Origin of the sequence: Nocardia sp. NPDC056100, from assembly GCF_042266325.1 — a bacterium.
Taxonomy (GTDB): Bacteria; Actinomycetota; Actinomycetes; order Mycobacteriales; family Mycobacteriaceae; genus Nocardia.
This window is the reverse complement of record NZ_JBHJVY010000003.1, coordinates 143,400-166,288: the sequence shown is the minus strand read 5'-3', so window position 1 is coordinate 166,288 and position 22,889 is coordinate 143,400. Positions and strand designations below refer to the sequence as shown.

Genomic DNA, 22,889 nt, shown 5'->3' with positions numbered 1-22,889 from the left:
CACCACTTTAGGGCACAAATCACAAAAGGGGGTTACGAACTCATCCCGGAACCTGCGGCCACGGATCCTCGAACACGGGCGGCGTCGGGAACGACCACGTCGGTACCGGCGGGTACTGGTAGTACGGCGGTTTGGTGGTCGTCGTCGGCGGCGGAGTCGTGGGTCGCGTGGTGGTCGGCGTCGGCTCCGGGGTGGTGGTCGGCGGCGGCGTCGTGGTGGGCGGGGGCGCGCTGGTGGTCTGCGAATCGACCGAATCAGCGGGCGGCGGAGGAGCTTCCGATGCGGGCGGCGGTAGCAATGGCGGAATCGCGCCGGCGGTGGCCGCCGGTTGATTCGCCACCTCACCGCGCGGGGGTCCGGGCGCGGAATCGTCCTGCCGCAGTACCGCGGCGACCCCCAGGCCACCCAGCAGCAAACCGATCACGGCGGCGGCCGCGGCGATGATGTACGGACCGCGACTCGCGCTCTTGCGGGGGCGGACGATCGGCTGTTCGGCGGTGATCGGGCCGACCGACTGCTCCACCGAGGTGGCCGCCGGCATCGCCGCCGAATACGCCTGCAACAGCGGCAGCGCGTTCGGCAGCGCGGGCAGGATATCGGTGACATCGGCGGCGTTCTGGGTGCCCGCGTCCGGATCCGGCGGGGTCAGCCCGGCGGGCGTGGCCAGCACCGCCGCGAGCGCCGCGCGAGCCGCGTTGTGTGCGAACGATTTTCCGGTATCGCCCTCGGGCTGCGGCAGATCGCGCTCACTGACCAGCACCACCGACTTCAGGCCCAGGTAATCCAGGGCCTCGCGCAGCGCCTGCACATTCTCGTCCGGCCAGCCCGTGGGATGGGTGGCGTAGAACTCGGCCGGGCCGTTGAGTTGATCGGCGGCCAGATTGATGAGGCAGAAGGCGGCGGTGGCCATCAGATCCTCGGCGCGATACGCCTCGCCCTCGTCCACCGGCATACCCGCCGGATCGCCGACGGCCGCCACGAAACCACTGATCGCGTGCGAATTCTCCGGTATCGAATCGCCGCCGAGGACCGCATCGCCGTCATCGGACATGTGCAGGATCGACTCGCGCACGATGTAGGTCACCGGGAGTGCGGCGTCATCGCCGGTGACGACAGCGACGACCGATTCGTCGTCTGCTATCCGCAGGCCCACCCCAGTGGCCATGTCCATTACCTCACTAGGTGCGTCCGAGTCCTCTCCGCGCCGAGGTCATACGAGGAGGGAACCGTGACCCATGGCGCGGAGCATTGACAATAACTCCGAACGCGAGCTCGCACCGATCCGACGCCGTATCCGGGCCACATGGTGCTCCACCGTTTTCGCGGAGATATAGAGGCGAGCCCCGATTTCCCGATAGGTCAAGCCCAGAAGTACAAGCTCGGCGACCTCCCGCTCCCGTTCACTCAGGACGGTATCGGTGTGCGGTTCCGGGCGCACCGGCGGGGCGGTCGGAACGGGCGTGCGCACCGGCGCCTCCGGGGGCCGCGACTGCGCGCGCACCGTGCGCGCCAGCTTCAACAGGGCGGTCGCGGTGCCCGCGTCGGCCGCCGCGAGGGCCGCCTCGCTCGCCAGCCGCGCCGCATCCCAGCGCAGGCCCAGCCCCGCCAGCCGGGCGACGGCGGCCTGCACCGGCTCCCGTTCCACCTGACCGCGCAGCACCAGCACCCAGGTGCGGCCCGCGTCCGCCAGCGCGGCGGCCTGCGGATCGCCCGCCTCGGCGGCGGTCTTGAGCCGATGTGCGTGCGGCAGCAGCTCATTCGGGCTCTCATGCGCGAGGGCGGCCTGAATCGCGTACCAGTGGAAGGCGTTCGACCACGCGGGCGGATCGCCCAGCCCGCGCAGCAACTCCCCGGCGGCGGTCACCAGCGCGGCGATCCGGGCCTCATCGCGCAATCTGATTCCGGCGAGCCACAATTCACCGATCGGCAGCAGCGCCAGCAGATCCGCGCCCACCTGATCGAACAGCGGATAGGCGGCCCGCCACGCCACCGTCAGCGCGGTGTGATCCCCGGCGCGCCGGGCCAATCCGACGATCACGCCGTGCGCGAGCAGTCGGTCCCGCGCATCGAGCCGCGTCAGATCGAGACCGTCCAGCGCGGTGGCTGCGGACTGTTCATCCCCGCCCAGCATCGCCACCCACGCGGCCAGTACCGCACCCTGCGGGCTCCGGACCGAACCGCGCAAAGCGTCTGCGGCCCTGCGTGGTTCACCCATGCTCAAACTCAGCAGCACCGCGATGGACACCGCCGAACACGGCAGAAACCTGTCCCCGCCGTGCTCACCCGGGGCGACCCCGGAATGCGCCGCGTGGATCAGCGCCGAAGCCGCCGCGACGGCCGCACTCCGCGCCGCGTCCACGCCACGCACCTGCGCGCGCCGCACCGGCGGGGTATCCCGCAGCGCCGCGAACCCGGCGGTATCGATCGCCCGCGGCGTGGTGGTCGGCGGTGCGCCGGTCGCGGATCGGCCCGGATACCCAGCGGCCCACTGTGTTTCGCCCAGATAGTTGCCGACTCTCGTTCGGTCGAGGTGCTCGGTGGCGGCTGCGGGGTTCGCCGCCGGGGGATGAACCGCTTCGTGCCGGTCGTCACCCACCGGCTGGGCGCCGAACGGGTGTGCCGGGCCGCCGTTGTTCGTCCCGGGACCGTAGTCGTCGCCGGTCACGGCGGGCCAGGGGCCGCCGGAATGCGTTGCGGCTGCCGGATAACCGGTCATGCGCGGCTGGATGTTGCCGGGGAACGGCGCATCTCGTCGAATGGGCGCGGCAGTCGGCTGGGGTGCGGATGCTCCCGTGGCCGAAGCGGTGGTCGTGCCGGTGCGTGCGGCGAAGGCCGCGGTCACGGCGGGGTCGGGGCGCAGGCTCGGAAGCGGCGGTGCGGGTGCGGGTTTCGGGGATTCGGTCGAACCGGCGAGGGCATGTGCGATGAGGGCTGCCCGGGCCGTTGCCTCGGTGGGGGGCCAGTTGGCGGCCGAGGCGGACAGGGCGCGGGCGGCGGGGGCATCACCTGCCAGGTGCTGGACGGTGGCGGCGACGGCCCAGTCCGGGCCGACGCGGTCGGGGCCTAGCCAGGTGTAGAGCTGGGCGGCGCGGGCGGCCAGGCCGCGGCGGGTCCAGACGCCCGCGCAGATGCGGACGGCGGCGGCCAGATCGGCGGGGGAGGAGTTGCGGGCCAGGACGGGTTCGGCCAGGCGCAGGGCGGTATCGCAATCGCCGGTGCGGGCGGCGGCGTCGGCCCAGCGCAGGGCGATGGCCTCCGGGTTCGCGCCCGCCGCCGCTGCGGCGGCGTAGTGGCGGACGGCTTCGTCGCCCGCCTTTTCGGCTGTGGCGCAGAGGAATTCGGCGAGGCGCGGATCGCGGACGCCGGATTCGGCCATTTGCAGGGCGGTGTGATCGCGGAGCAGACCCGCGTCCAGGCGGGCCTGCAGCAGGCGGCGCTGCACCGCCAGCAAACGCCGGTCCCCGACCAGGGTGCGCAGCGGTGCGATCGCGGGGGCGAGCAGCAGATCCGCGTCGGTGATCAGGGCGCTGGCGCGGGCGCGGTCGACCAGATCCTGTGCGGCCGCGGGGGTTATGTCCAGTACCTCGGTGAGTTCGCCGGTGTCCAGACCCGCACCGATCGCCGCCACCACGTAGGCGTCGAGCAGTTCGGGGTCGGCATCGTCGAGGCGGGCGCGCGCCCAGGCCGCGACCGCATCGTCGACTGCCGTCATTCCGGCGTCGAGGCGGGTCGCGCAGGCGGCGATGAGGGCGGCCACCACGCCGCCGTGGATACCGGCGGTCTGGCGGTGGATGTGCTGCGCCAGGCCGCGCGGCACCATCATGCCCAATTCTCGTGCGAACGGCGCGATTTCGGTGACGCCCAGGGCGCGCAGATCCACCACGCGGCCGCGTCGCGCGATCAGGTCGGTGAGTGCGCGCAACTGTGGATCGTGCGGTCTCGCGCGGGTCGCCAGCACCACCGTGCAGGCCCCGGATTCGATGACGGCGCAGAGCGTTTCGTACTCCGTCGCGCTCAGGCCGAGTGCGTCGTCCACCACCAGCGCGGCCGGGCCGCGGTCATCGCGATCGGGCAGTGCGTCGGCCGGATTGTCGGACACGGTGACACCGCGGCCGCGCAGCCGCGACCGGATGGCGGTCAGCAGGATGGATTTGCCGGTGCCGGAACGGCCGCGGATCAGATAGCACCGGGGTGCGGAATCAGCGGAGTCCAGTTCCCGGAAGATCTCGCGCGCGCAGGGCAGGGAATCGAGTGCGACTGGGGGATTGGCTATCACGGGGTACCAACTCTCATCCGCCGTCAGTTGGGCAGGATCTTGGGCACGGACGGGACGGTCAGCTGGCCCGGATCGGGGAGCGAGATCGACGGCGGCGCGATCGCCGGAATCGTCGGAAGCTGCTGGGGCACACCGGGGGCGGGCTGCGGCGCGGGCGAATTCTGCTGCGCCGGAGCGGGTGCCGCGGCCGCCGGAGCCTCGGCCGTCGTGGTCGGCGCGGGAGCGCCGGGCGCGGTGCTGCCCGGGGTGTTGGCGCGAGCCTGCGTGGTGCCCGGATGCAGTGCGGGCACCGCCTGCCCGCCGGTATTCACCGCCGTGCCGGGTGCTTCCAGCGCTGCCGCCGACGTCGCGGGTGCCTGTGGCACAGGCGATTCCGACGGCGCGGACTGCGCGCCCGTTCCCATGGCGAGCGTGCCCGTCGCGAGCGCCGCCACCGCGATAGCGGCCGCGCCGATCACCGCGACCCGCCGCCAATGCGCGAAACCGGTTGGCGGTTCCGTTGGTGGAAGCGGCGGTAGTAGCGGAACCCGTTCGTCCGCCTCTTGGCGGGTGGGCAGCTCGGCGATGGCGGGCTGAGCTTCGGCCGTGTCGTGGCGGGTGAGCAGTTCGGCGATGGCGGGCTGGGCTTCGGTCGCGGTGGTGTCGGCGATCAGGTCGGCGGCGAGCAGGGCCGCGCCGTGCGCGCTCAGGTGCGCGGGATCGGTGGCGGCCGCGACCGGAATACCGAATTCGGTGGAGAGCACCTCGGTGACCAGGGGGATCGCCGCGCAGCCGCCGGTGAGCAGGATGCCGTCCACATCGTCGATGGTGAGTCCGGCGCGGCGCACGGCCTCGCGGACCAGATCCGTCGAGGTGAGCAGCGGGCCGCGGAACAGGTCTTCCACCTCATCGCGGACCAGGCGTACGTCGATCGCTCCGATTCCGGGCAAACGCACCGGAACCATAGTCGCGGTATTTTTGGAGAGCGTTTCCTTCGCCATTCCGCAACGCACGCGCAAACCGGACAATTCTCGTTCCACGGCCGGGTCGAAAGGATCGAAATCCTTTTCCCCCACCGCGAAAGCCAGCACATAGCGGGTGAGCAGCAGATCGAATTCCGCGCCCGCCACCGCCGTCGAACGCACCGGTTCACCGAGCATGCCGGACAGTGCGCCGGTGCGGGCCAGGGAAACCGTCAAACCCGTTGCGCCCAAGTCGTACACGATCATCGCGCCGTCATGGCTGGACTCGTGCACATCCTGCAGCCAGCGCATGGCGGCGGCGGGTTCGGGCACCAGGGCCACGCCATCGAGTCCGGCGGCCTGTAGCGCGCTGCGCTGCACCTCCACCGTGTGCTGGGTCCACCAGGCCGGATAGCAGCACACCATGGCCGCGGCGGGGCCGGAGTCGTCCACGGCTCGGCCGACCGCCGCGGCCACGAGATCCGCTGCGCGCACAGCGGATCCGTCTCGCATCCGAATGTCCACCGGATCCCCCACCCGGGCCAGCAGACTCTCCGGAACCTCATGCTCCGCACCGAGGCGACTCGGCCGGACGTGTATTTTTCGCTGTCCCCCGGAAGACGTCACGGCGACCGTATTCGACGACCCGACGGTAATGCCGAGCGCCATCCCCTGACTCATTCGAGATCCCCTGTCGATTCGAAACACGCGACGGGTGAATCGCGTGCTGCTCGAAAGCTGTTCAGTCCGATTTGTACGAAAACGGTGGTGCCGGGCCGGTTGACCCATGGGTGCTGTCGGTTGCTGGGGGATCGTCGTTACCGATTCCCACCCAGGTGTGGGGAAATACCCCTAATGGCCACAAACCCCCTATTGGGGCAACACGCCCAAGTGGGGGGCGACTCCCCGTTTCGGCGTAACGGGTGGCGTTCCTAGCGTGAAAGGCAAGTCGAGCAGGGCGGGCCAACCGGGCCCGCCGCACCCAGGAGACGATTCGCCATGAGCCCCAACGCAATTCTCGAGTTCATCCTCAACCTGCTGCGGGATCACGAAGCCGCCGTCGGTTATTGCGCCAACCCGGCCCAGGCCCTCGCCAACGCCGGACTGGAAAACGTCACCCCCGAGGACATCACCGCCGTGGCCCCCATGGTCGCCGAATCCGCACTGGTTGCCGGAGGTTCGCAGCTGTCCGCCATCATCGCCGCGGGCTGCGGCGGCGAGGCCACCGGAACCGGTGCGGGCGGGCTGAATGGTTCGTCCGGCCTGAACGGTTCGGCCGCAGTGAACGGTGCGGCCGCTGTGAACACAGGTGCCGGTGTGAATGGTGCCGCGGGCGTGAACGGTTCGGCCGCCACCGGCACCGCCGTGAACCTCGGCACCGTCGCCGCCACCGATATCTGCCTCACCGGCGACGCCGGATCCGGCCTGGAACTGGGCCTCTCCACCGGCATCGACGCCGCCGTAGACGCGGCTGCCAACCTCGGCACCGGCCTCTCGGTAGGTCTCGGCGGCGCGCTCTCCTCGGCGGCCTCCGCCGCCACCGGCCTGGAAGCCAACCTCTCCGGCGTCATCGGCACCCAAGCCGCCGCCGACCTCTCCGGCGCCCTCAACGGCGCGATCGGCACCGGCGCGAACCTCGAACTCGGCCTCCAATCCGCCGTCTCCGCCGCCACCCAGGCCGGTGCCGCCCTCAACGGAGCCGTCTCCGGCACGATCGGCGCGGGCGCGAACCTCGAAACCAGCCTCACCACCGGCGTCGACGCCGCCATCGACAGCGCCCTCGGCGCGGGCGCACAGCTCGGCGGCGGCCTGGGCGCCGGACTCTCCACCGGCCTCGGCGCGGCAGCGAACGCGGGCGCACAGCTCGGCGCGGGCCTGGAGACCGGTCTGAACGGCGCGGTCGGCGGCGGCGCACAGCTCGGAACCGACCTGGGCACAGGACTTTCCGGCGGCATCAACTCCGCGATCGGCGCGGCCACCGATGTGGGCGCGCAGGTCGGCGGCGACCTCGGCGCGGGCCTGTCGACCGACCTCGGCGCGGCGGCCAATGCCGGTGCCCAGCTCGGTGCGGGTCTGGAGACCGGCCTGAACGGCGCTGTCGGCGGCGGCGCGAATCTCGGTGCAAACCTCGGAAGTCAGCTCGGCACAGGGCTTTCCGGTGGCATCGATACCGCGGTCGGTGCGGGCGCGAACCTCGGCACCGATCTTTCCGGTGCTGTGCATAACGCCGTCGGGGCGGGTGCGGGGCTCGAGACCGGGCTCAATGGTGCCGTGGATGGCGGGTTGAATGCCGGTGCGCAGCTTGGAAGCGGTTTGGAGACAGGGCTTTCCGGGGCGCTGAATGGGACTACGAGCGGTGCGGCGCAGTTGGGGGCCGGGTTGAGCAGTGGCGTCGACTCCGCCGTTGGGGCCGGTGTGCACGGTGGGGGTGATCTCGCGGCGGGGGTAACCGACGGTGTGGGCGCGGGGTTCTCCAGTGGGGTGGGGACCGTTGGTGATCTCGGTGCGCAGGTGGGGAGTGGGCTGGATGCGAATGTGCACGGTGTGGGGGATGTGGGGATCGGGGGCGGGGCCAATCCTTGGGCGGGGGTGGATGTTTCGCAGGCGTTCGGGGAGGGCGTGCATGCGGGCGGTGTGGATGCCGGGCTGTATGGGGATGGCGGGGTGAATGCCGGAATGGAGCTGGGGACGCATCCGATGGGGGACATCATCGGGGACATGTTGCATTCGTGACGGTTCGGCATTGATTGCGTTGGCGGACCGCGCCTTTCACGAGGTGCGGCGATCGGAACTGTGAGGACTGGCGTGACTGGGATCGTGGCGGCGCGGCCGCTGGCCGGAATGTTGGGGGAGGCGATCTCGGTCGCGCGGGAGGCGGGGCGGGGGGATTTGGCCGGGCGGCTGGAGAACGTGGCCGCTCGGGTGCGCGATCCGCGGCGGCGGATCGTGGTGTGCGGGTTGGGGAATCAGGGCAAGAGCCAGTTCGTGAACGCGCTGCTCAACCTGGAGATCTGTGCCGTCGGAGATGATGCGACGACCATGGTGACCACCACGCTCGCCCACGCCCCCGAGGCGAATGCCGCGCTGGTGGTGACCGCCGCCGACGGGGAGACCACCCGGATTCCGGTGCCGATCGAGGCCATCGGCGCGGGGGTGACCCGGTCGCAGTACGCCGAAGGGCGAGCGGTGCTGCGCGTGGAGATCGAAGCGCCGAATCAGCTGCTCGCCGATGGCATCGTGATCGTCGATACGCCCGGCATGGGTGCGCACGGCGGCAGCGGGGCGGCGCTGGGGGCCGCCCCGACCGCGGACGCGGTGCTGATGATCACCGACGCCTCCACCGAATTGACCGATCCGGAGGTGGAGTTCCTGCGGCAGGTGCGCGAATTGTGCCCGGCCGTAGCGGTATTGGTCGGCAAGATCGACCTGTACCCGCACTGGCGGCAGGTGTTCGACGCCAATGCGGAACATCTGCGGCGCGCGGGCATCGAGGTCCCCATGCTCGCGGTGTCCTCGGTACTGCGCACGCACGCACTGCGATTGCAGGATGCCCAGCTCGGACTGGAGTCCGGATTCGGCGGGGTATTCCAGTTCCTGCGCGATCACGTGGTAGCTCGGGACCAGGCGGCCCTGCAACAGACCGTCGCCACCGATATCGGCTCCGCGGCAGAGCATTTGGCGCTCGCCCTGGGCAGTGAACTGGTCGCCCTGCGCGATCCGGAGCGCGGCGCGGCAGCGGTCCGCGAATTGCGTTCCGCCAGAACGTCCGCCGAGGAACTGCACAAACGCACTTCGGTATGGCAGTTGACGCTGTCCGACGGCATCACCGACCTGGTCGGAGATGTCGATCACGACCTGCGCGACCGATTGCGGGACATCTCCCGCACCGCCGAGGAATGGATCGACGACAACGATCCCGGCCGCCACTGGGACCGCATGGAGGAGTGGCTCACCGGCACCGTCGGTACCGCCGTCGGCGACAATCTGCTGTGGACCCGCACGCGCGCGGTGAAACTCGCGGAAAAGGTCGGCGCGCATTTCACCGAACTCGGCGCGGTGGATCTGCCCGATGTGCGGGAAACCTTGGACGGCAATGCCTCTCGCGCCGGATCCTGCACGCTGTCGGATCTGGAACCCGATCTCGGCCTGGGCCACAAACTGCTGGTGGGTGTGCGCGGCTCCTACGGCGGCGTGATCATGGCGGGCATGGTCGGCACCATGGCCGGACTCGCGCTGATCAACCCGCTGTCCCTCGGGGCCGGAGTCCTGCTGGGCGGCAAGGCTTTCCGTGACGATAAACAGGCCCGCCTGGCCAAACGCCGCGCCGACGCCAAGGTGGCGGTGCGCCGCTACCTCGACGATATCGCCTTCCACACCGGCAAGGAGACCAAGGACCGCCTGCACCGCATTCACCGCCTGCTGCGCGACCATTTCACCGCCATCGCCGACCGCACTCTGCGCTCGCTGGACGAATCCCTGCGCGCCACCCAGGAAGCCGCGACTCTCGAATCCACCCGCCGCGCCGACCGCATCACCGCCCTGGAGCGCCGCCTGCACATCCTCGCCGATCTCCGCCGCCGCGCGAACCTCATCCTCGGCCCCGCACCCACCCCCACAGCACTTCCCCAGGGTTCCTGACCACAATTCGTCTACCGGACCCGGTGCTAACGCCGAGCCCGGTTCCGCCGAAAGGCTGGCGATGCGTGGAGGTGCGAAGTGGTTCGAGAACATGAGCCGGTGCGATATGACGTGGGTACGGCCGGCTACGGTGTCGGAGCCGAGACCCGCGGTCTGCTGGCCGCGGCCCGCCGCGCCTTCGTCCAGCACGGCCGGGTGCGCGCCCAGCTCGAGGAATGCGTGCGCCGCCTGGACGAACCCCTGCGGGTCGCGCTGGCCGGACAACTCAAAGCAGGTAAATCAACCCTGTTGAACGCCCTGGTCGGCCAGGACATCGCCCCCACCGACGCCACCGAATGCACCCGCCTGGTCACCTGGTACCGCAATGGCCCGTCCCCTCGCGTCACCGCCTACGCGACCGACGGCGCGCGAGCCGACGTGGTGGTGCGCCGCGGCCGCGGCGCGGAGGGCCTCCCCGGCGCCCACGGCCTCACCTTCGACCTGTCGGCCCTGCGCTGGAACCCGGGTCAACTGCGCGCCGCCGAGCACCCTGCGCACCAGGGTCAGGCCGGCGAGGTTGGGCACCACACCAACCCGGGCAGGGAGGTCGATCACCTCGCGGTCGAGTGGCCGTCGGAGGAATTGGCGCAGACCACGATTATCGATACGCCGGGGATCTCGTCGCTGTCGCGGGATGTGTCGGCGCGAACCTCGCATCTGCTCGCGCCCGGTGGGAACAGCGTGGAGCTGCCCAATGCCGACGCGGTGGTGTATCTGCTGCGGCGGCTGGATACCTCGGATGTGGAGTTTCTCGAACGGATCGGCGCGGCGTCCGGGGCGCACGGGTTCGGCCATTCGGGTGCGCAGGGGAGTTCCGGTGCGAGCGGGACCAGCGCTCCGCTCGGGGTGATCGGGGTGGTGTCGCGGGCGGATGAGATCGGGGCGGGGCGCATCGACGCGTTGAATTCGGCGCGGGATGTGGCGGCGCGATTCGCGACCGAGTTGGAGCGAACGGGGTTGTGCCAGTCGGTGATTCCGGTGGCCGGGCTGCTGGCGTTCGCGGCCGCCACGCTGCGGCAGCGCGAATATCAGGCGTTCGAGGCCTTGGCCGGGGTGCCGACCGATACGCTCGCCGCCGCCCTGCTGTCGGCGGATCGGTTCGCGCGGCCCGATCTGCCGCTACCGCTGCCGCCCGAACTGCGCGCACATCTCGCGGCGCGGTTCGGGCTGTTCGGAATCCGCTTGGCCGTCACGCTTATTCGGCTCGGTGTGCGCGACTCGGCAACGCTCGCGGCCGAACTCACCCAGCGCAGTGGACTCGATGAACTGCGCACCGTGCTGGATGTGCAATTCGCCCAGCGCGCGGAGGAATTGAAGGCGCATTCGGCGCTCACGGCACTGGCTCGAATCCTGGTCGCCAACCCGGGCACCGAGGCCGATGCGCTGTTGCCGCGGGTGCGGACCCTGTTAGCGGATGTGCATGGATTCACCGAGCTCCGTCTGCTCGGTCATCTGCGCGCCGAGGAACTCCCGTTCGCCCCGGCCGATCTCGCCGAACTGCATCGCCTGATCGGCGGCGCGGGCGTCGCGGCGCACCGCCGCCTCGGCCTGCCGTCGCACACCGACGTGAACACCCAGCGGGATCGGGCGCTGACCGCCGTCCAGAAGTGGCGGACCCGAGCCCGCCACCCACTGGCCGATCAATTCATGGCGAACGCCTGCCTCACCGCCGCCCGCAGCGCCGAGGGCCTGCTGGACATCCTGCACGAGCCCCCGACGACACCGTTCGCTCGAATCACCCTGCCCCGCAACGCATAGCGCGGGATGCCGCACCACGCCGGAATGGCAGGGTGCGGCTCGCCTCAGGGAGTGGTCGCGGTGCTGCGCGGATCGATGAGGATCTTCGCGTGGTGGTCCGGGGAGGCGAGGGTGGTGTACGCCGCGTCCACGCCATCCAGGCCGACGGTGCCGGTGATCAGGGGCGTCGGGTCGACCTTGCCGTCGGCGATCATGTGCAGGGTGTCGCGGAATTCGCCCGGGTCGTAGCCGAGCACGAAGCGGAGTTCGATCTCCTTGTTGATGGCGGTGGCGGGGTGGATGCGGTCCGATTCCATACAGACGCCGACCACCACGATGCGCGACATGGGCGGGGCCGCGGTCAGCAATTGATCGAGAATGCCGGGGACGCCGACGCATTCGAAGATGACCGGCCCGGCCGGACCCTGATTGAGACCGTGCGCGGCACGGAACACGTACCACCACGGGATATTCGGGATACGGCGCAGCTTTTCCATCGCGTCGAAGCCGAGGTTCAGGATGTCGGACGCCCCGGTGATGCGGGCCTTCTTCGGCGACGCCGTCCACGGCGAATCCACGCCGGGATCCACCACCACATCCGCACCTCAGGCGGCGGCGAGTTCGCGGCGGCGCGGGGAGAAGTCGCTGGCGATCACCAGCCGCACCCCGGATGCCTTCAGCATGGTGATGACGGCCAAACCGATGGGCCCGCAACCGATTACGAACGCCGTCTGCCCCTTGCCGACGCGCCCCTTGCGCACCGCGTGCCACCCCACCGCCATCGGCTCGGTCAGTGCCGCGTGCTCGGCGGACAGCCCATTGGGGATGGCGAAGGTCATGGATTCCTGCACCACCGTCTGCTCCGCGTACCCGCCCGGCGCGGACGCGGACAGTCCGGTCAGATGCGGCACCCGCCCGCCGCGCAGGATGGGCAGCGCCACCACCGGCGTCCCCGGCTTCCAGCGCCTGCGGGTGCCCGCACCGTAATCGACCACCTCACCGGAGAATTCGTGCCCGAGCACCACCTTCTGATCCGAGCGCATGAAGTGCTGGTAGCCGGTGGCGGCCGCCATATCGGCGAGCTCGTCGCAGTGCGTGCGCGCGTGCAGATCGGATCCGCAGATACCGCAGCGCAGTACGTCGATCACCAGCTGCCCCGGTCCCGGAATGGGTTCCGGTAGCTCCTCGACTCGGAATTCGCCCTTGGTTACCGTGACCGCCCGCATGGTGCACTCCTGTCGAAAGACGTTGTCAGTGCTGAATTCTTCCCGTCGCGGGCGGCGGCGGAAAGGGAACGGCCCGCGAATCCGGCGTTTCCACCGGATTCGCGGGCCGTATCGAGGGCGGTATCAGACCCCGACCAGCTCGTCGTCCAGGTCGACGAGCTCGTGCTGTTCCAGTTTCACGTCCCTGGGCAGTGCCGCGAAACCGAGGCAGACCAGCGCCATCAATCCGATGCCCCAGGCCAGGGTGTACCGGAAGGTGTGCGCGAAGTTGACCGCGTTGGCCTCCGCCCCCGCATCGGCGAGCGTGGTCGCGATGCGCGCGTCACCGCCGGTGCCGCGGCAGCTGTCCGGCACCGCGGACGGATCCACGGCCGCCGACCGATCCTGCACGCAGGCACGGAAACTCGCGAGAATCTGCTCCTGCGCGGGTCCGGGCAGTCCGGCGGTGCTCAATTCGGTGCGGGTCTGCGCGGTCACCGCGTCCACCCCGCGCGCCGAATCATGATCCAGCTGCCCGAAGAAGATAATGCCGACCAGCGCCACACCCAACGCCAAACCCAGCTGCTGACCGGTATTGAGCAGCCCCGATGCCGCGCCCGCCTCCTGCTCCGGAATCTGACCGAGCAGCATGTCGATGGTCGGCGCGACCACGATGCCGAAACCGGTGCCGGTCACGATGAGCGGCAGCACCATCTGCCAGGACGCGAAATCACTGCCGTAGTGCGTGGCCAGCCAGCCGTACAGGCCGAAACCGCCCGCGGTGATCAGCCCGCCCGCCAGCAGCACCCAGCGCCCGAACTTCGGGGCCAGCACACTCACCGAGGTGCCCGCGCCGATACCCGCGCCGACCGCGAAGAACACCGAGGTGAGCCCGGCCCGCATCGGCGACCAGCCCAGTCCGGCCTGCATGAACAGGGTCCAGATGAGGAAGAAGCCGCCCATGCCGATCCAGAACAGCAGCCAGCTGGACAGGCCCACGGTGAACGGGCGGGACCGGAACAGATCGAGGTCGATCAGCGGTGAGCCGACCGTGCGCGCCCGCCGCCGTTCGTAGACCACGAAGGCCGCGAAGGTCACGGCGGCCGCCCCGATCATGATGAATGTCCAAGCGGGCCAATCCTTCTGGCGGCCCTCGGTGAGCGGGTAGACCAGCAGCACCACCGCGCCGATGGCCAGGATCATGCCGGCGATATCCAGTCGCGGCGCATGCGCGGACCGTGAATCCCGCATGACGATGCTCGCCGCGATCAACGCCGCGATGCCGACCGGGATATTCACCAGGAAGATCGGCCGCCAGCCCAGATCGAACAGATTCCACTGCACCAGTAGCCCGCCCAGCGACAGCCCGACCGCCGACGCGGAACCGCCGACACCGCTGTAGATGGCAATCGCCTTGGCGCGCTCATGCTTCGGGAAGGTGACCCGAATGATGGCCAGGATCTGCGGCACCATGAGCCCGGCCATCGCGCCCTGTACGAAACGTGAGCCGATGAGCAGGGTGGGGTCCGAGGCCAGCCCGCAGGCGGCCGAGGCCAAGGTGAAACCGGTCATGCCGATGAGGAACAGGCGTTTGCGGCCGTAGATATCGCCGAGCCTGCCGCCGGTGATGAGCACCGCGGCGAAGGACAGCACGTAGGCGGCGATGATCCATTCGATCTGCGAGTACTCGGCCTCGAGGTCTTTCTGAATGCTCGGGACGGCGACGTTCACGATCGTCACATCGAGCAGGTCCATGAACCCGGCGGCCAGGATGACGGCGAAGGCGATCCAGCGGCGCGGGTCGAGGGTACTTGGGGGATTTTCCGGGGTGGGGGTGTCGGAAGCCACGGCGAGCTCTCTTCGATTGGTGGGTGGTGCGACCCTTCAAACTATGCACATGAAGTGATTATCAATCAAGGGGGCATTCATATTTTGTGCATTGCTGTATTCTGGCGAGGTGAGCGATGACGCCGGAACCCAGTACCCGCGGCTGTTCGATTCCCCCGCATTCCTGCTGGGGCAGTTGGGCTCCCACTCCGCGTACCGATTCGCCGAACTGCTGACCCCGCTCGGCATCAAACCCCCGCAGTTCGGCACGCTGCGGATTCTCGAGGCCAATGACGGGCGATCGCAGCAGCAGCTGTGCGAGGCGCTCGGGATTCACCGCAATGTGATGGTCGGACTCGTCGACGACCTGGAGAAACGCGGGCTCGTCGAACGCCGCAGGCATCCCGCCGATCGGCGCGCGCACGCCGTGCACCTGCTTCCGGCGGCCCGGGAACTGCTCACCGAGGCCACCGCGCTGGCGCGGGGACTGGACGCGGAAATCCTGTCGGCGCTCGACGATGACGAACGGGCGGTCATGGTGAAGCTGTTGCAGCGCGCGGCCGTCGGCAACGGGCTGACCCCGGGTATCCACCCCGGTCTCACCGCCGCGCCCGGCACGGCCGCGGCCTGTGAGGTGGATCACTCGGCTCGGTAGTCACAGGCGGCGGCCGTGCGTGTCCAACCAGGTGAAGGCGAAAAACACTTGGAAGGACAACCTCATGGCCACCGTCGACGTGCTCGACTCGTTCATCAACTACAGCGACACCGGCAGCGGGGCCATCCCCGTGGTGTTCCTGCACGGCAATCCCACCTCGAACTACATCTGGCGCAATGTGATTCCGCATGTCAGCGGCGAAAATCGCGCGCTGGCACCGGATCTCATCGGTATGGGCGCTTCCGGTAAGCCGGACAGCGACTACCGGTTCGCCGATCACGCCCGCTACCTCGACGCCTGGTTCGACGCGCTCGGGCTGGATCAGGTCGTCATCGTCGGCCACGACTGGGGCGGCGCGCTCGGAATGGACTGGGCGGCAAGGCATCCCGGCCGGGTGCGGGGTATCGCCGTGGTCGAGACCTTCCTGCGGCCCATGCTCTGGTCGGAGATGCCGCCCGCGGGCGCGGAACTGTTCCGGCGCTTCCGTTCGCCCGAGGGTGAGGAGATGGTCCTGGAACGCAATATGTTCATCGAATTCAACCTGCCCGCCTCCACCCGCTCGCTGACCCTGGAGGCCCTGGACGCCTACCGCGCGCCGTACCCGACCCCGGCCTCGCGCAAGCCGATGCTGGTGTGGCCGCGCGAATTCCCGCTCGACGGCGAACCCGCCGACGTCGTCGCCGCCATCGAGAACTATGACCGCTGGATGGCGGACACACCCGAGGTGCCCAAACTCGTCATGGCCGTCCAGGACGGCGTCGGCCTCGGCTCACCCGAGATCATCGACTGGGCCGCAACCACATTCGCCGCCGCCGAGGTGGCGAATATCGGGCCCGCCGGACACCACTGCCCCGAGGACCAGCCCGACGCCATCGGCGCAGCCGTCGCCGACTGGATTCGGCGGCACGCCCTCACCACCACCCCGGCGGTAGCCTGAATCCGCCGTGGCAGGGCTGATCACGGGGCGCGCACTCGACACGCCCCGTGATCCCCGCCCGCAACGCTTGCGCCGCACCGCAGCCCGTTCCAGGCTGGCGGTCATGGAGACCGACGAGAGTGCTGTCCGGCAGGGGCCGGATGCGGATGAGCTCGCACTGGTCGCGCGGGCCGTCGCCGGGGATCGGACCGCTGTCGGCGACGTGGTGCTGCTGCTTCAGGATCCGATCTACCGGCTGGCGCTGCGCATGGTGTGGCGGCCCGCCGACGCCGAGGACGCCACCCAGGAGATTCTGTTGCGTGTGGTCGGGCACCTCGGCACCTGGCGGGGTGAGGCGAAACTGCTGACGTGGGCGTATCGGATCGGCGTGAATTATCTGCTGAATCTCAAGCGCAAGACATCCCAGGAGGAGCGGCAGGTCAGCCTGGACGCGTTCGGTGAGGATCTGCGAGACGGCCTGGCTGAGGCGGATTACCGCGGCCCCGAGGGTGAACTGCTCACCCACGAGGTGCGGCTGAACTGCACCCAGGCCATGCTGCAATGTCTCGCGCGCGACGAACGCGTCGCCTTCGTGCTCTCCGATATCTTCGCGCTGTCCTCCGCCGAGGCGGCGTGGATCACCGACTCCACCCCCGCCGCCTATCGAAAGCGCCTGGAGCGAGCCAAGAAACGCATCGGCAATTTCCTCACCGACACCTGCGGCCTGGCCAATCCACAAGCACCCTGCCGGTGTTCACGTCGTGTCGACAAGGCTCTCGAACTCGGCCGCATAGATCCCCACCGCCCCGCATTCGCCGGACACCAGGTCAGCCCCGGCGGTCGCGGTGTGGCCGCCGCCGCCCAGCAGATGTCCACCCTCCGCGATGCCGCCGCCATCCTCGGCGCACACCCCGATTACGCCGCGCCGCAGGCGAAGATCGACGCCATCGCCGGACTGATCGATTCGGGTCGCTTCCCCCTCCTGAACTGACCGGGAGGTTCAGGTGGCTGACTCGAGCAGCTCTCGGGCGGCGGGGACGACCTTGCGGGCGAAGCGGTGGATCTGGTCCACGTCGAAGCCCGGGGGCCAGTAGATGAAGGTGTCGAAGCGGGCGTTCTTGTGCAGGGCCGCAATGATTTCCGCCCATTCGCGGGCGGAGCCCTGGATGGGGTCCCTGCCGCGGGGGCGAGGGTTGAGGGAGCGGTCGCTGATGACGCCGGGGAGGGCGGCCATGCGGGTGATGGTGGCAGGGTCGCGGCGGGCGGCGCGGGCGGCGGCGTCGATGCGGTCCTGGGCGGCGTGCCAGTGTTCCCAGGGGAGCCAATTGGGCAGGGGCGCAACCCATCCGTCGCCGGTGCGGCCGATCAGGTCGAGGGCGTGCGGGCCCATCGCGCCGATCCAGACGCCGATATCGTGCGCCGGGGCGGGACCGCCCGCGATGCCCTGGACGGTGTATTCGTCACCTTGGACGGCGACCAGACGGCCGGGCCGCCATTCCGCGCGAATGATCTCGATACCTTCTTCGAGGGCGCGCAGCGCCGCACGGCCCTTCAGCGCCGGACCGCCCATGGCGACGATGCCGTCCTCGAAAGCCCCCGCGCCGACCCCCAATTCGAAGCGCCCGCCACTGAGCAGATCGAAAGTGGCGGCCTGTTTCGCGATCATGGACGGTCGCCGCAGCGGCATATTCGCCACCCCGGGATAGACGGTGATCCGCCCGGTCGCGCTCAGACAGGCCCCGACGACGGCGAAGGTATCGCCGAATTCCGGCGCGTACGGATGATCCTGGATACCGACCAGATCCAGCCCCTCATCCTCGGCCGCCTTGGTCATATCGAGCACGTCTTCCAGGGCCGCCGCGGTGGGCGGGATCGAAATGCCGAAACGCACATCCATCGGGCCTCCTCCGGTCGCAGCGGTCCAAACGTCTAGATCTTGCCCGCCAACCTGCGAAAACCGGGTATTTCGGACATAGCGCGTGTCCAGGTTGCCGCCCTATCCGCTGCCCGGGCGGATACGATCCGCGTGTGAGTGCGAGATCGTCCGATGCGTCGGGTTCCGCCAGCGCCGGGCGATTGCGGGCGCGTGATATCGACCGGGTGAATGCCCGGGCCCGGCTCGATGCCGCCTATGAGGAAGGGCAGTTGGGGGCGGACGAGTATGAGCAGCGGTCGCAGCGGGCGCAGGCGGCGCAGACGCTGGAGCAGCTCGCGCGGCTGACGGGGGATCTGCAACCCACCAAGGGGGCGGCGGGGGTGACCGCGCCGCCGACCAAACCGGCCGAGACGAGCCGGTATCCCACCCGCACTCGGGCGCGGGACAGCGATCGTGCGGCAACCTGTCTTGTGCTCGACGCCGGACTCGCCGACGGGCAGCTGAACGAGGCCGACCATCGCGCCCTGACCGAACTGGCCGGGGAGGCAAGGACTCTGGGGGAACTGGCCGACCTCACCTCCGATCTGCAACGGTCCGCGAACGCTCCCGGTGTGGCGCAGCCGCCGCGGTCGTATCGCGGAAAGCTGTTCGGGGTGGGCGTGCTCGCGGCCTGCGCGGCGCTGTTCATCGCGGGATTCGCGGCGGTCAATCGGCCCGCGCCGATTCCGGCCGCGCCGCCCGGGGTGAACCTCGGGGTGGTGGAGCCCGTCGTGGTCAAGATCCCGAATCTCCATACGGGAGAAGGGATCGCGGCGTTCTTCGCACTGTACAAAGCCAAGTTCGGCGATCTGTCCGTCGATGAGCTGACCCTGTATCCCGACTACGCGATCTTGAAGCGCATGGTGCCGGGGCAGTCGAATCGCCAGGCGGAGTACGACTATCGGGGCGGATTCCAGCAGCGCTCGACGCCGACCACCCGCAAATCCGACGCCCCGGTCTTCGACCTGGGTGCCGTCGATACGACTGCCATCGGCGCACTGGCGGCGCGGGCGCTCACCGACCTGAATGTCGCCCAGGGGACGATCAGCCATATCAGCTTCGATCCCGATTCGACGTCCTCCCCGCGCGGGGTGCCGGCTCCGATCGTCCGAATCTACGTGAGCAACAAGGCCACTGAGGGCGGCTTCCTCGATGCCACTCCGGCGGGTGTGGTCACCCGCACGTCACCGTTCAAGGGATAGGACGGATATGGCCGACTATCGGAACCAGAGCATGCGCGTTCGCGACGCCGACCGGGTCGACGCCTGCGCGCTACTGGACAATGCCAAGGCCGAAGGCGAATTGACCGAGGCCGAACACGCGCGGCGCACCGCCGCCGCGATGGCGGCGCGCACCTTCGGCGATCTCGACAAGCTCATCGACGATCTCCAGATTCCGGCGAATCTCGTTGGTACCGCACTGCTTCGGCCGCAACGCCGAGATGACCTGCGGCGCTGGAAGATCGCCATAGCCGCGCTCTGCGTCGCGACCGTGGTGGGCGCACTCGGCGGCTGCATCGCCCGCAATACCGTCTCCAAACCGGATATGCCGGACGCCACCACCGGTGCGGGTTTCGCGAGTTTCGTTGCGGCATACCGGGATCACTTCGGCGACACCACCGTCGACCAGGTGACGATCTTCCCCGACCGGGTGTCGATCCAGCGCCCGTCGACGAAGGAAGGCCGTGAGGACTACTACAACTACGACGGCAGCTTCCGCGGCAGCAGTGACACCGCCCGCAGCTCCAGTGTCCAGTCGCTGGATCTGTCCACTATCGATCTGCCGAAACTGGCCGGTCTGATCGCGGGCGGAGCCGCCTCGGCCGGATTGCCCGGCGTTCCGGTCTCGCACATCAGCATCGAGCGCAGGACCGGTGAGGATCCGGCCATCTCCATCTATACGACGCAGGGTTCGCGCACCGGCTACCTGGTGGTTTCGATGCAGGGCGAGCCGCTCATGGTGAACGTCGCGAAGTAACCTCACTTTCGGGAGATTTCTCCGCTCCCCCGGGAATAGATGTCGTGAGTCACCAGTTGGTGCTGTTCAGACAAGGTTGAGCGCGACGGACTCAAGTTCAACTTGCACCGATCGGATATCGGGTGCAGGATTGAGCCGACCACGCTCAGTGTTGCTGAAGATTCCTGCCCGCCGGACGGGCAGGGATCTCGCCGCTAAGACACATAGGTACGTCAACCAGGAGGAATCACCATGGCTCGTGCGGTCGGTATCGACCTCGGGACCACCAACTCGGTCATCGCCGTTCTCGAAGGCGGTGAGCCGGTAGTCGTCGCCAACTCGGAGGGTTCGCGCACCACCCCGTCCATCGTCGCTTTCGCGAAGAACGGCGAGGTACTCGTGGGTCAGCCCGCGAAGAACCAGGCCGTCACCAACGTCGATCGCACGATTCGGTCCGTCAAGCGCCACATGGGCGAGGACTGGTCCGTCGAGATCGACGGCAAGAAGTACACCCCGCAGGAGATTTCCGCGCGCACGCTCATGAAGCTGAAGCGCGACGCCGAGGCGTACCTCGGTGAGGAGATCACCGACGCGGTCATCACCGTCCCCGCCTACTTCGAGGACGCGCAGCGCCAGGCCACCAAGGAGGCCGGGCAGATCGCGGGCCTGAACGTGCTCCGCATCGTCAACGAGCCCACTGCGGCCGCGCTGGCGTACGGCCTGGACAAGGGCGACAAGGAACAGACCATCCTGGTCTTCGACCTCGGTGGCGGTACCTTCGACGTCTCGCTGCTGGAGATCGGCGAGGGCGTCGTCGAGGTCCGCGCGACCTCCGGTGACAACCACCTCGGTGGCGACGACTGGGACGAGCGCGTCGTGACCTGGCTGGTCGACAAGTTCAAGGCGTCCTCGGGCATCGACCTGACCAAGGACAAGATGGCCCTGCAGCGTCTGCGCGAGGCCGCGGAGAAGGCCAAGATCGAACTGTCGTCCTCGCAGTCGACCTCGATCAACCTGCCCTACATCACCGTCGACGCGGACAAGAACCCGCTCTTCCTCGATGAGCAGCTCACCCGCGCCGAGTTCCAGAAGATCACCTCCGATCTGCTGGACCGCACCCGCAAGCCCTTCCAGTCCGTCATCAAGGACGCGGGCATCGCCGTCGGCGACATCGATCACGTTGTCCTCGTTGGTGGTTCGACCCGTATGCCCGCCGTCTCGGAACTGGTCAAGGAGCTGACCGGTGGCCGCGAGCCCAACAAGGGCGTGAACCCGGACGAGGTCGTCGCTGTCGGCGCCGCCCTGCAGGCCGGTGTGCTCAAGGGTGAGGTCAAGGACGTCCTGCTGCTCGATGTCACCCCGCTGTCGCTGGGTATCGAGACCAAGGGCGGTGTGATGACCAAGCTCATCGAGCGCAACACCACCATCCCCACCAAGCGGTCCGAGACCTTCACCACGGCCGATGACAATCAGCCGTCCGTGCAGATCCAGGTCTTCCAGGGTGAGCGCGAAATCGCTTCGCACAACAAGCTGCTCGGCTCCTTCGAGCTGACCGGCATCCCGCCGGCCCCGCGCGGCGTGCCGCAGATCGAGGTCACCTTCGACATCGACGCCAACGGCATCGTGCACGTGACCGCGAAGGACAAGGGCACCGGCAAGGAGAACACGATCAAGATCCAGGACGGCTCCGGCCTGTCCAAGGAGGAGATCGATCGCATGGTCAAGGACGCCGAGGCGCACGCCTCGGAGGACAAGGCCCGTCGCGAAGAGGCCGAGACCCGCAACCAGGCCGAATCTCTCGTGCACCAGACCGAGAAGTTCATCAAGGACAACGAGGACAAGGTCCCCGGCGACATCAAGGAAAAGGTCGAGGCCGCGATCGCCGAGGCGAACGAGGCGCTCAAGGGCACCGATATCGCGGTCATCAAGACCGCGGTGGAGAAGCTCGCGACCGAGTCGCAGGCGCTGGGCCAGGCCATCTACGATGCGAGCGCCGCGGATCAGGCCGCCTCGGGCAACGGTCAGGCCGCGCCCGATGCCGATGACACCGTCGTCGACGCCGAGGTCGTCGAGGAGCCGGAGAAGAAGTGACGAACCCGAACCCGGAACAGGAACCGGTCACGGGTGAGGTAGGCGATGTCGCGGCGGAGGATTTCGCCGCGGCTTCGGCCGCCGACGTGCTGAGCGAGGATTCCCTCGCCGACGCCATCAGCGCCGAACTCGCCGAGCGCACCTCGGATCTGCAGCGGCTCACCGCCGAATACGCCAACTACCGTCGCCGTGTCGAACGGGACCGCAAGGCCACCATCGACAATGCCAAGGCCACGGTCGTCAGCGAATTGCTCGGTGTGCTGGACGATCTGGACCGCGCGCGTGCACACGGCGATCTGGAGGGACCGCTCAAGGCGGTCGCCGACAAGCTCGCCACCGCCCTGCAGAAGCAGGGCCTGGAGGAATTCGGCGCGGCGGGCGATCCTTTCGACCCGACCCTGCACGAAGCCGTCCAGCACGAGGGCTCCGGCCATGAGCCGGTGATTGGCATGGTCATGCGCAAGGGTTACCGCTTCGGCGATCGGGTGCTGCGGCACGCGATGGTCGGGGTCACCGACGCGCCCGAGGATCTGAACGGCCCGGCCGCATCGGATACGACGAACGCCGGCCCCGATGCCGCTGGTACCGAGTAACACACCGATGGCCCCGGCCGGGGCCGTTCGGGCGGTCTCTCGCGAGACCGCGAAGCCGGTGGTCCCGAATGGGACCGCGGCGCCGAGGAATTCGAGAGGA

General features: G+C 69.0%; 15 protein-coding genes and 1 pseudogene. 10 read left to right on the top strand and 6 right to left on the bottom strand.

From position 1 onward, the window contains the following. Positions 1–40: 40 nt before the first annotated feature. The 3 genes from ACFC0O_RS22955 to ACFC0O_RS22945 are packed head-to-tail and all read right to left on the bottom strand — an operon-like array spanning position 41 to position 5,898. Positions 41–1,165 (bottom strand): hypothetical protein, encoded by a 1,125-nt coding sequence (locus ACFC0O_RS22955; RefSeq protein WP_364636308.1) that lies wholly within the window; start codon positions 1,163–1,165, stop codon positions 41–43. A gap of 45 nt (positions 1,166–1,210) precedes the next feature. Further along, positions 1,211–4,276 carry a LuxR C-terminal-related transcriptional regulator gene (locus tag ACFC0O_RS22950; RefSeq protein WP_375961035.1) on the bottom strand — a complete coding sequence of 1,022 codons (3,066 nt, stop codon included), beginning with the start codon at positions 4,274–4,276 and terminating at the stop codon, positions 1,211–1,213. Between the two features lie 23 nt (positions 4,277–4,299). Beyond that, positions 4,300–5,898: an Hsp70 family protein gene (locus ACFC0O_RS22945; protein WP_375961033.1), complete on the bottom strand. Its 1,599-nt coding sequence runs from the start codon at positions 5,896–5,898 to the stop codon at positions 4,300–4,302. Positions 5,899–6,216: 318 nt separating this feature from the next. Here ACFC0O_RS22945 and ACFC0O_RS22940 point away from each other — a divergent pair, with 318 nt between their 5' ends. From ACFC0O_RS22940 to ACFC0O_RS22930, 3 genes are all read left to right on the top strand, one after another. Further along, on the top strand, positions 6,217–7,950 hold the full coding sequence (locus ACFC0O_RS22940) for an IniB N-terminal domain-containing protein (RefSeq protein ID WP_375961031.1): 1,734 nt from the start codon (positions 6,217–6,219) through the stop codon (positions 7,948–7,950). Positions 7,951–8,058: 108 nt separating this feature from the next. After that, complete coding sequence (locus tag ACFC0O_RS22935; protein ID WP_375963742.1) at positions 8,059–9,855, top strand: dynamin family protein; 1,797 nt, start codon at positions 8,059–8,061, stop codon at positions 9,853–9,855. Positions 9,856–9,966: 111 nt separating this feature from the next. Continuing rightward, on the top strand, positions 9,967–11,652 hold the full coding sequence (locus tag ACFC0O_RS22930; RefSeq protein WP_375963739.1) for a dynamin family protein: 1,686 nt from the start codon (positions 9,967–9,969) through the stop codon (positions 11,650–11,652). 44 nt (positions 11,653–11,696) lie between these two features. Here the strand turns inward: ACFC0O_RS22930 and ACFC0O_RS22925 are convergent. Together ACFC0O_RS22925 and ACFC0O_RS22920 are read right to left on the bottom strand one after the other, a co-directional pair. Next, a pseudogene (locus tag ACFC0O_RS22925) lies at positions 11,697–12,857 on the bottom strand (zinc-binding dehydrogenase). A 123-nt stretch (positions 12,858–12,980) separates the two neighbouring features. Continuing rightward, positions 12,981–14,684 carry an MFS transporter gene (locus ACFC0O_RS22920; protein ID WP_375961029.1) on the bottom strand — a complete coding sequence of 568 codons (1,704 nt, stop codon included), beginning with the start codon at positions 14,682–14,684 and terminating at the stop codon, positions 12,981–12,983. 109 nt (positions 14,685–14,793) lie between these two features. On the opposite strand from ACFC0O_RS22920, the gene ACFC0O_RS22915 reads away from it, so the two are divergent. The 3 genes from ACFC0O_RS22915 to ACFC0O_RS22905 all read left to right on the top strand — a co-directional run bounded on the left by ACFC0O_RS22915 (position 14,794) and on the right by ACFC0O_RS22905 (position 17,225). Next, positions 14,794–15,318, top strand: coding sequence for a MarR family winged helix-turn-helix transcriptional regulator (locus ACFC0O_RS22915; protein WP_375961027.1), 525 nt, complete (start codon positions 14,794–14,796; stop codon positions 15,316–15,318). Positions 15,319–15,382: 64 nt separating this feature from the next. After that, positions 15,383–16,255, top strand: coding sequence for a haloalkane dehalogenase (locus ACFC0O_RS22910; RefSeq protein WP_375961025.1), 873 nt, complete (start codon positions 15,383–15,385; stop codon positions 16,253–16,255). 103 nt (positions 16,256–16,358) lie between these two features. Beyond that, on the top strand, positions 16,359–17,225 hold the full coding sequence (locus ACFC0O_RS22905; RefSeq protein WP_375961023.1) for an RNA polymerase sigma factor: 867 nt from the start codon (positions 16,359–16,361) through the stop codon (positions 17,223–17,225). Positions 17,226–17,234: 9 nt separating this feature from the next. Here the strand turns inward: ACFC0O_RS22905 and ACFC0O_RS22900 are convergent, their stop codons facing one another. Further along, positions 17,235–18,131: an LLM class flavin-dependent oxidoreductase gene (locus ACFC0O_RS22900; protein ID WP_375961021.1), complete on the bottom strand. Its 897-nt coding sequence runs from the start codon at positions 18,129–18,131 to the stop codon at positions 17,235–17,237. A 131-nt stretch (positions 18,132–18,262) separates the two neighbouring features. Here ACFC0O_RS22900 and ACFC0O_RS22895 point away from each other — a divergent pair, with 131 nt between their 5' ends. The 4 genes from ACFC0O_RS22895 (at position 18,263) to grpE (ending at position 22,789) form a co-directional block, all read left to right on the top strand. Beyond that, positions 18,263–19,351 (top strand): DUF1707 domain-containing protein, encoded by a 1,089-nt coding sequence (locus ACFC0O_RS22895; protein WP_375961019.1) that lies wholly within the window; start codon positions 18,263–18,265, stop codon positions 19,349–19,351. 7 nt (positions 19,352–19,358) lie between these two features. Continuing rightward, positions 19,359–20,126, top strand: coding sequence for a DUF1707 domain-containing protein (locus ACFC0O_RS22890; protein ID WP_375961017.1), 768 nt, complete (start codon positions 19,359–19,361; stop codon positions 20,124–20,126). A gap of 231 nt (positions 20,127–20,357) precedes the next feature. Further along, positions 20,358–22,196, top strand: a complete 1,839-nt coding sequence (gene dnaK / locus ACFC0O_RS22885) for a molecular chaperone DnaK (protein ID WP_375961015.1) — start codon at positions 20,358–20,360, stop codon at positions 22,194–22,196. Next, positions 22,193–22,789 (top strand): nucleotide exchange factor GrpE, encoded by a 597-nt coding sequence (grpE, locus tag ACFC0O_RS22880; protein WP_364636270.1) that lies wholly within the window; start codon positions 22,193–22,195, stop codon positions 22,787–22,789. Before dnaK ends, grpE begins: the two co-directional genes overlap by 4 nt. Positions 22,790–22,889: the final 100 nt, after the last annotated feature.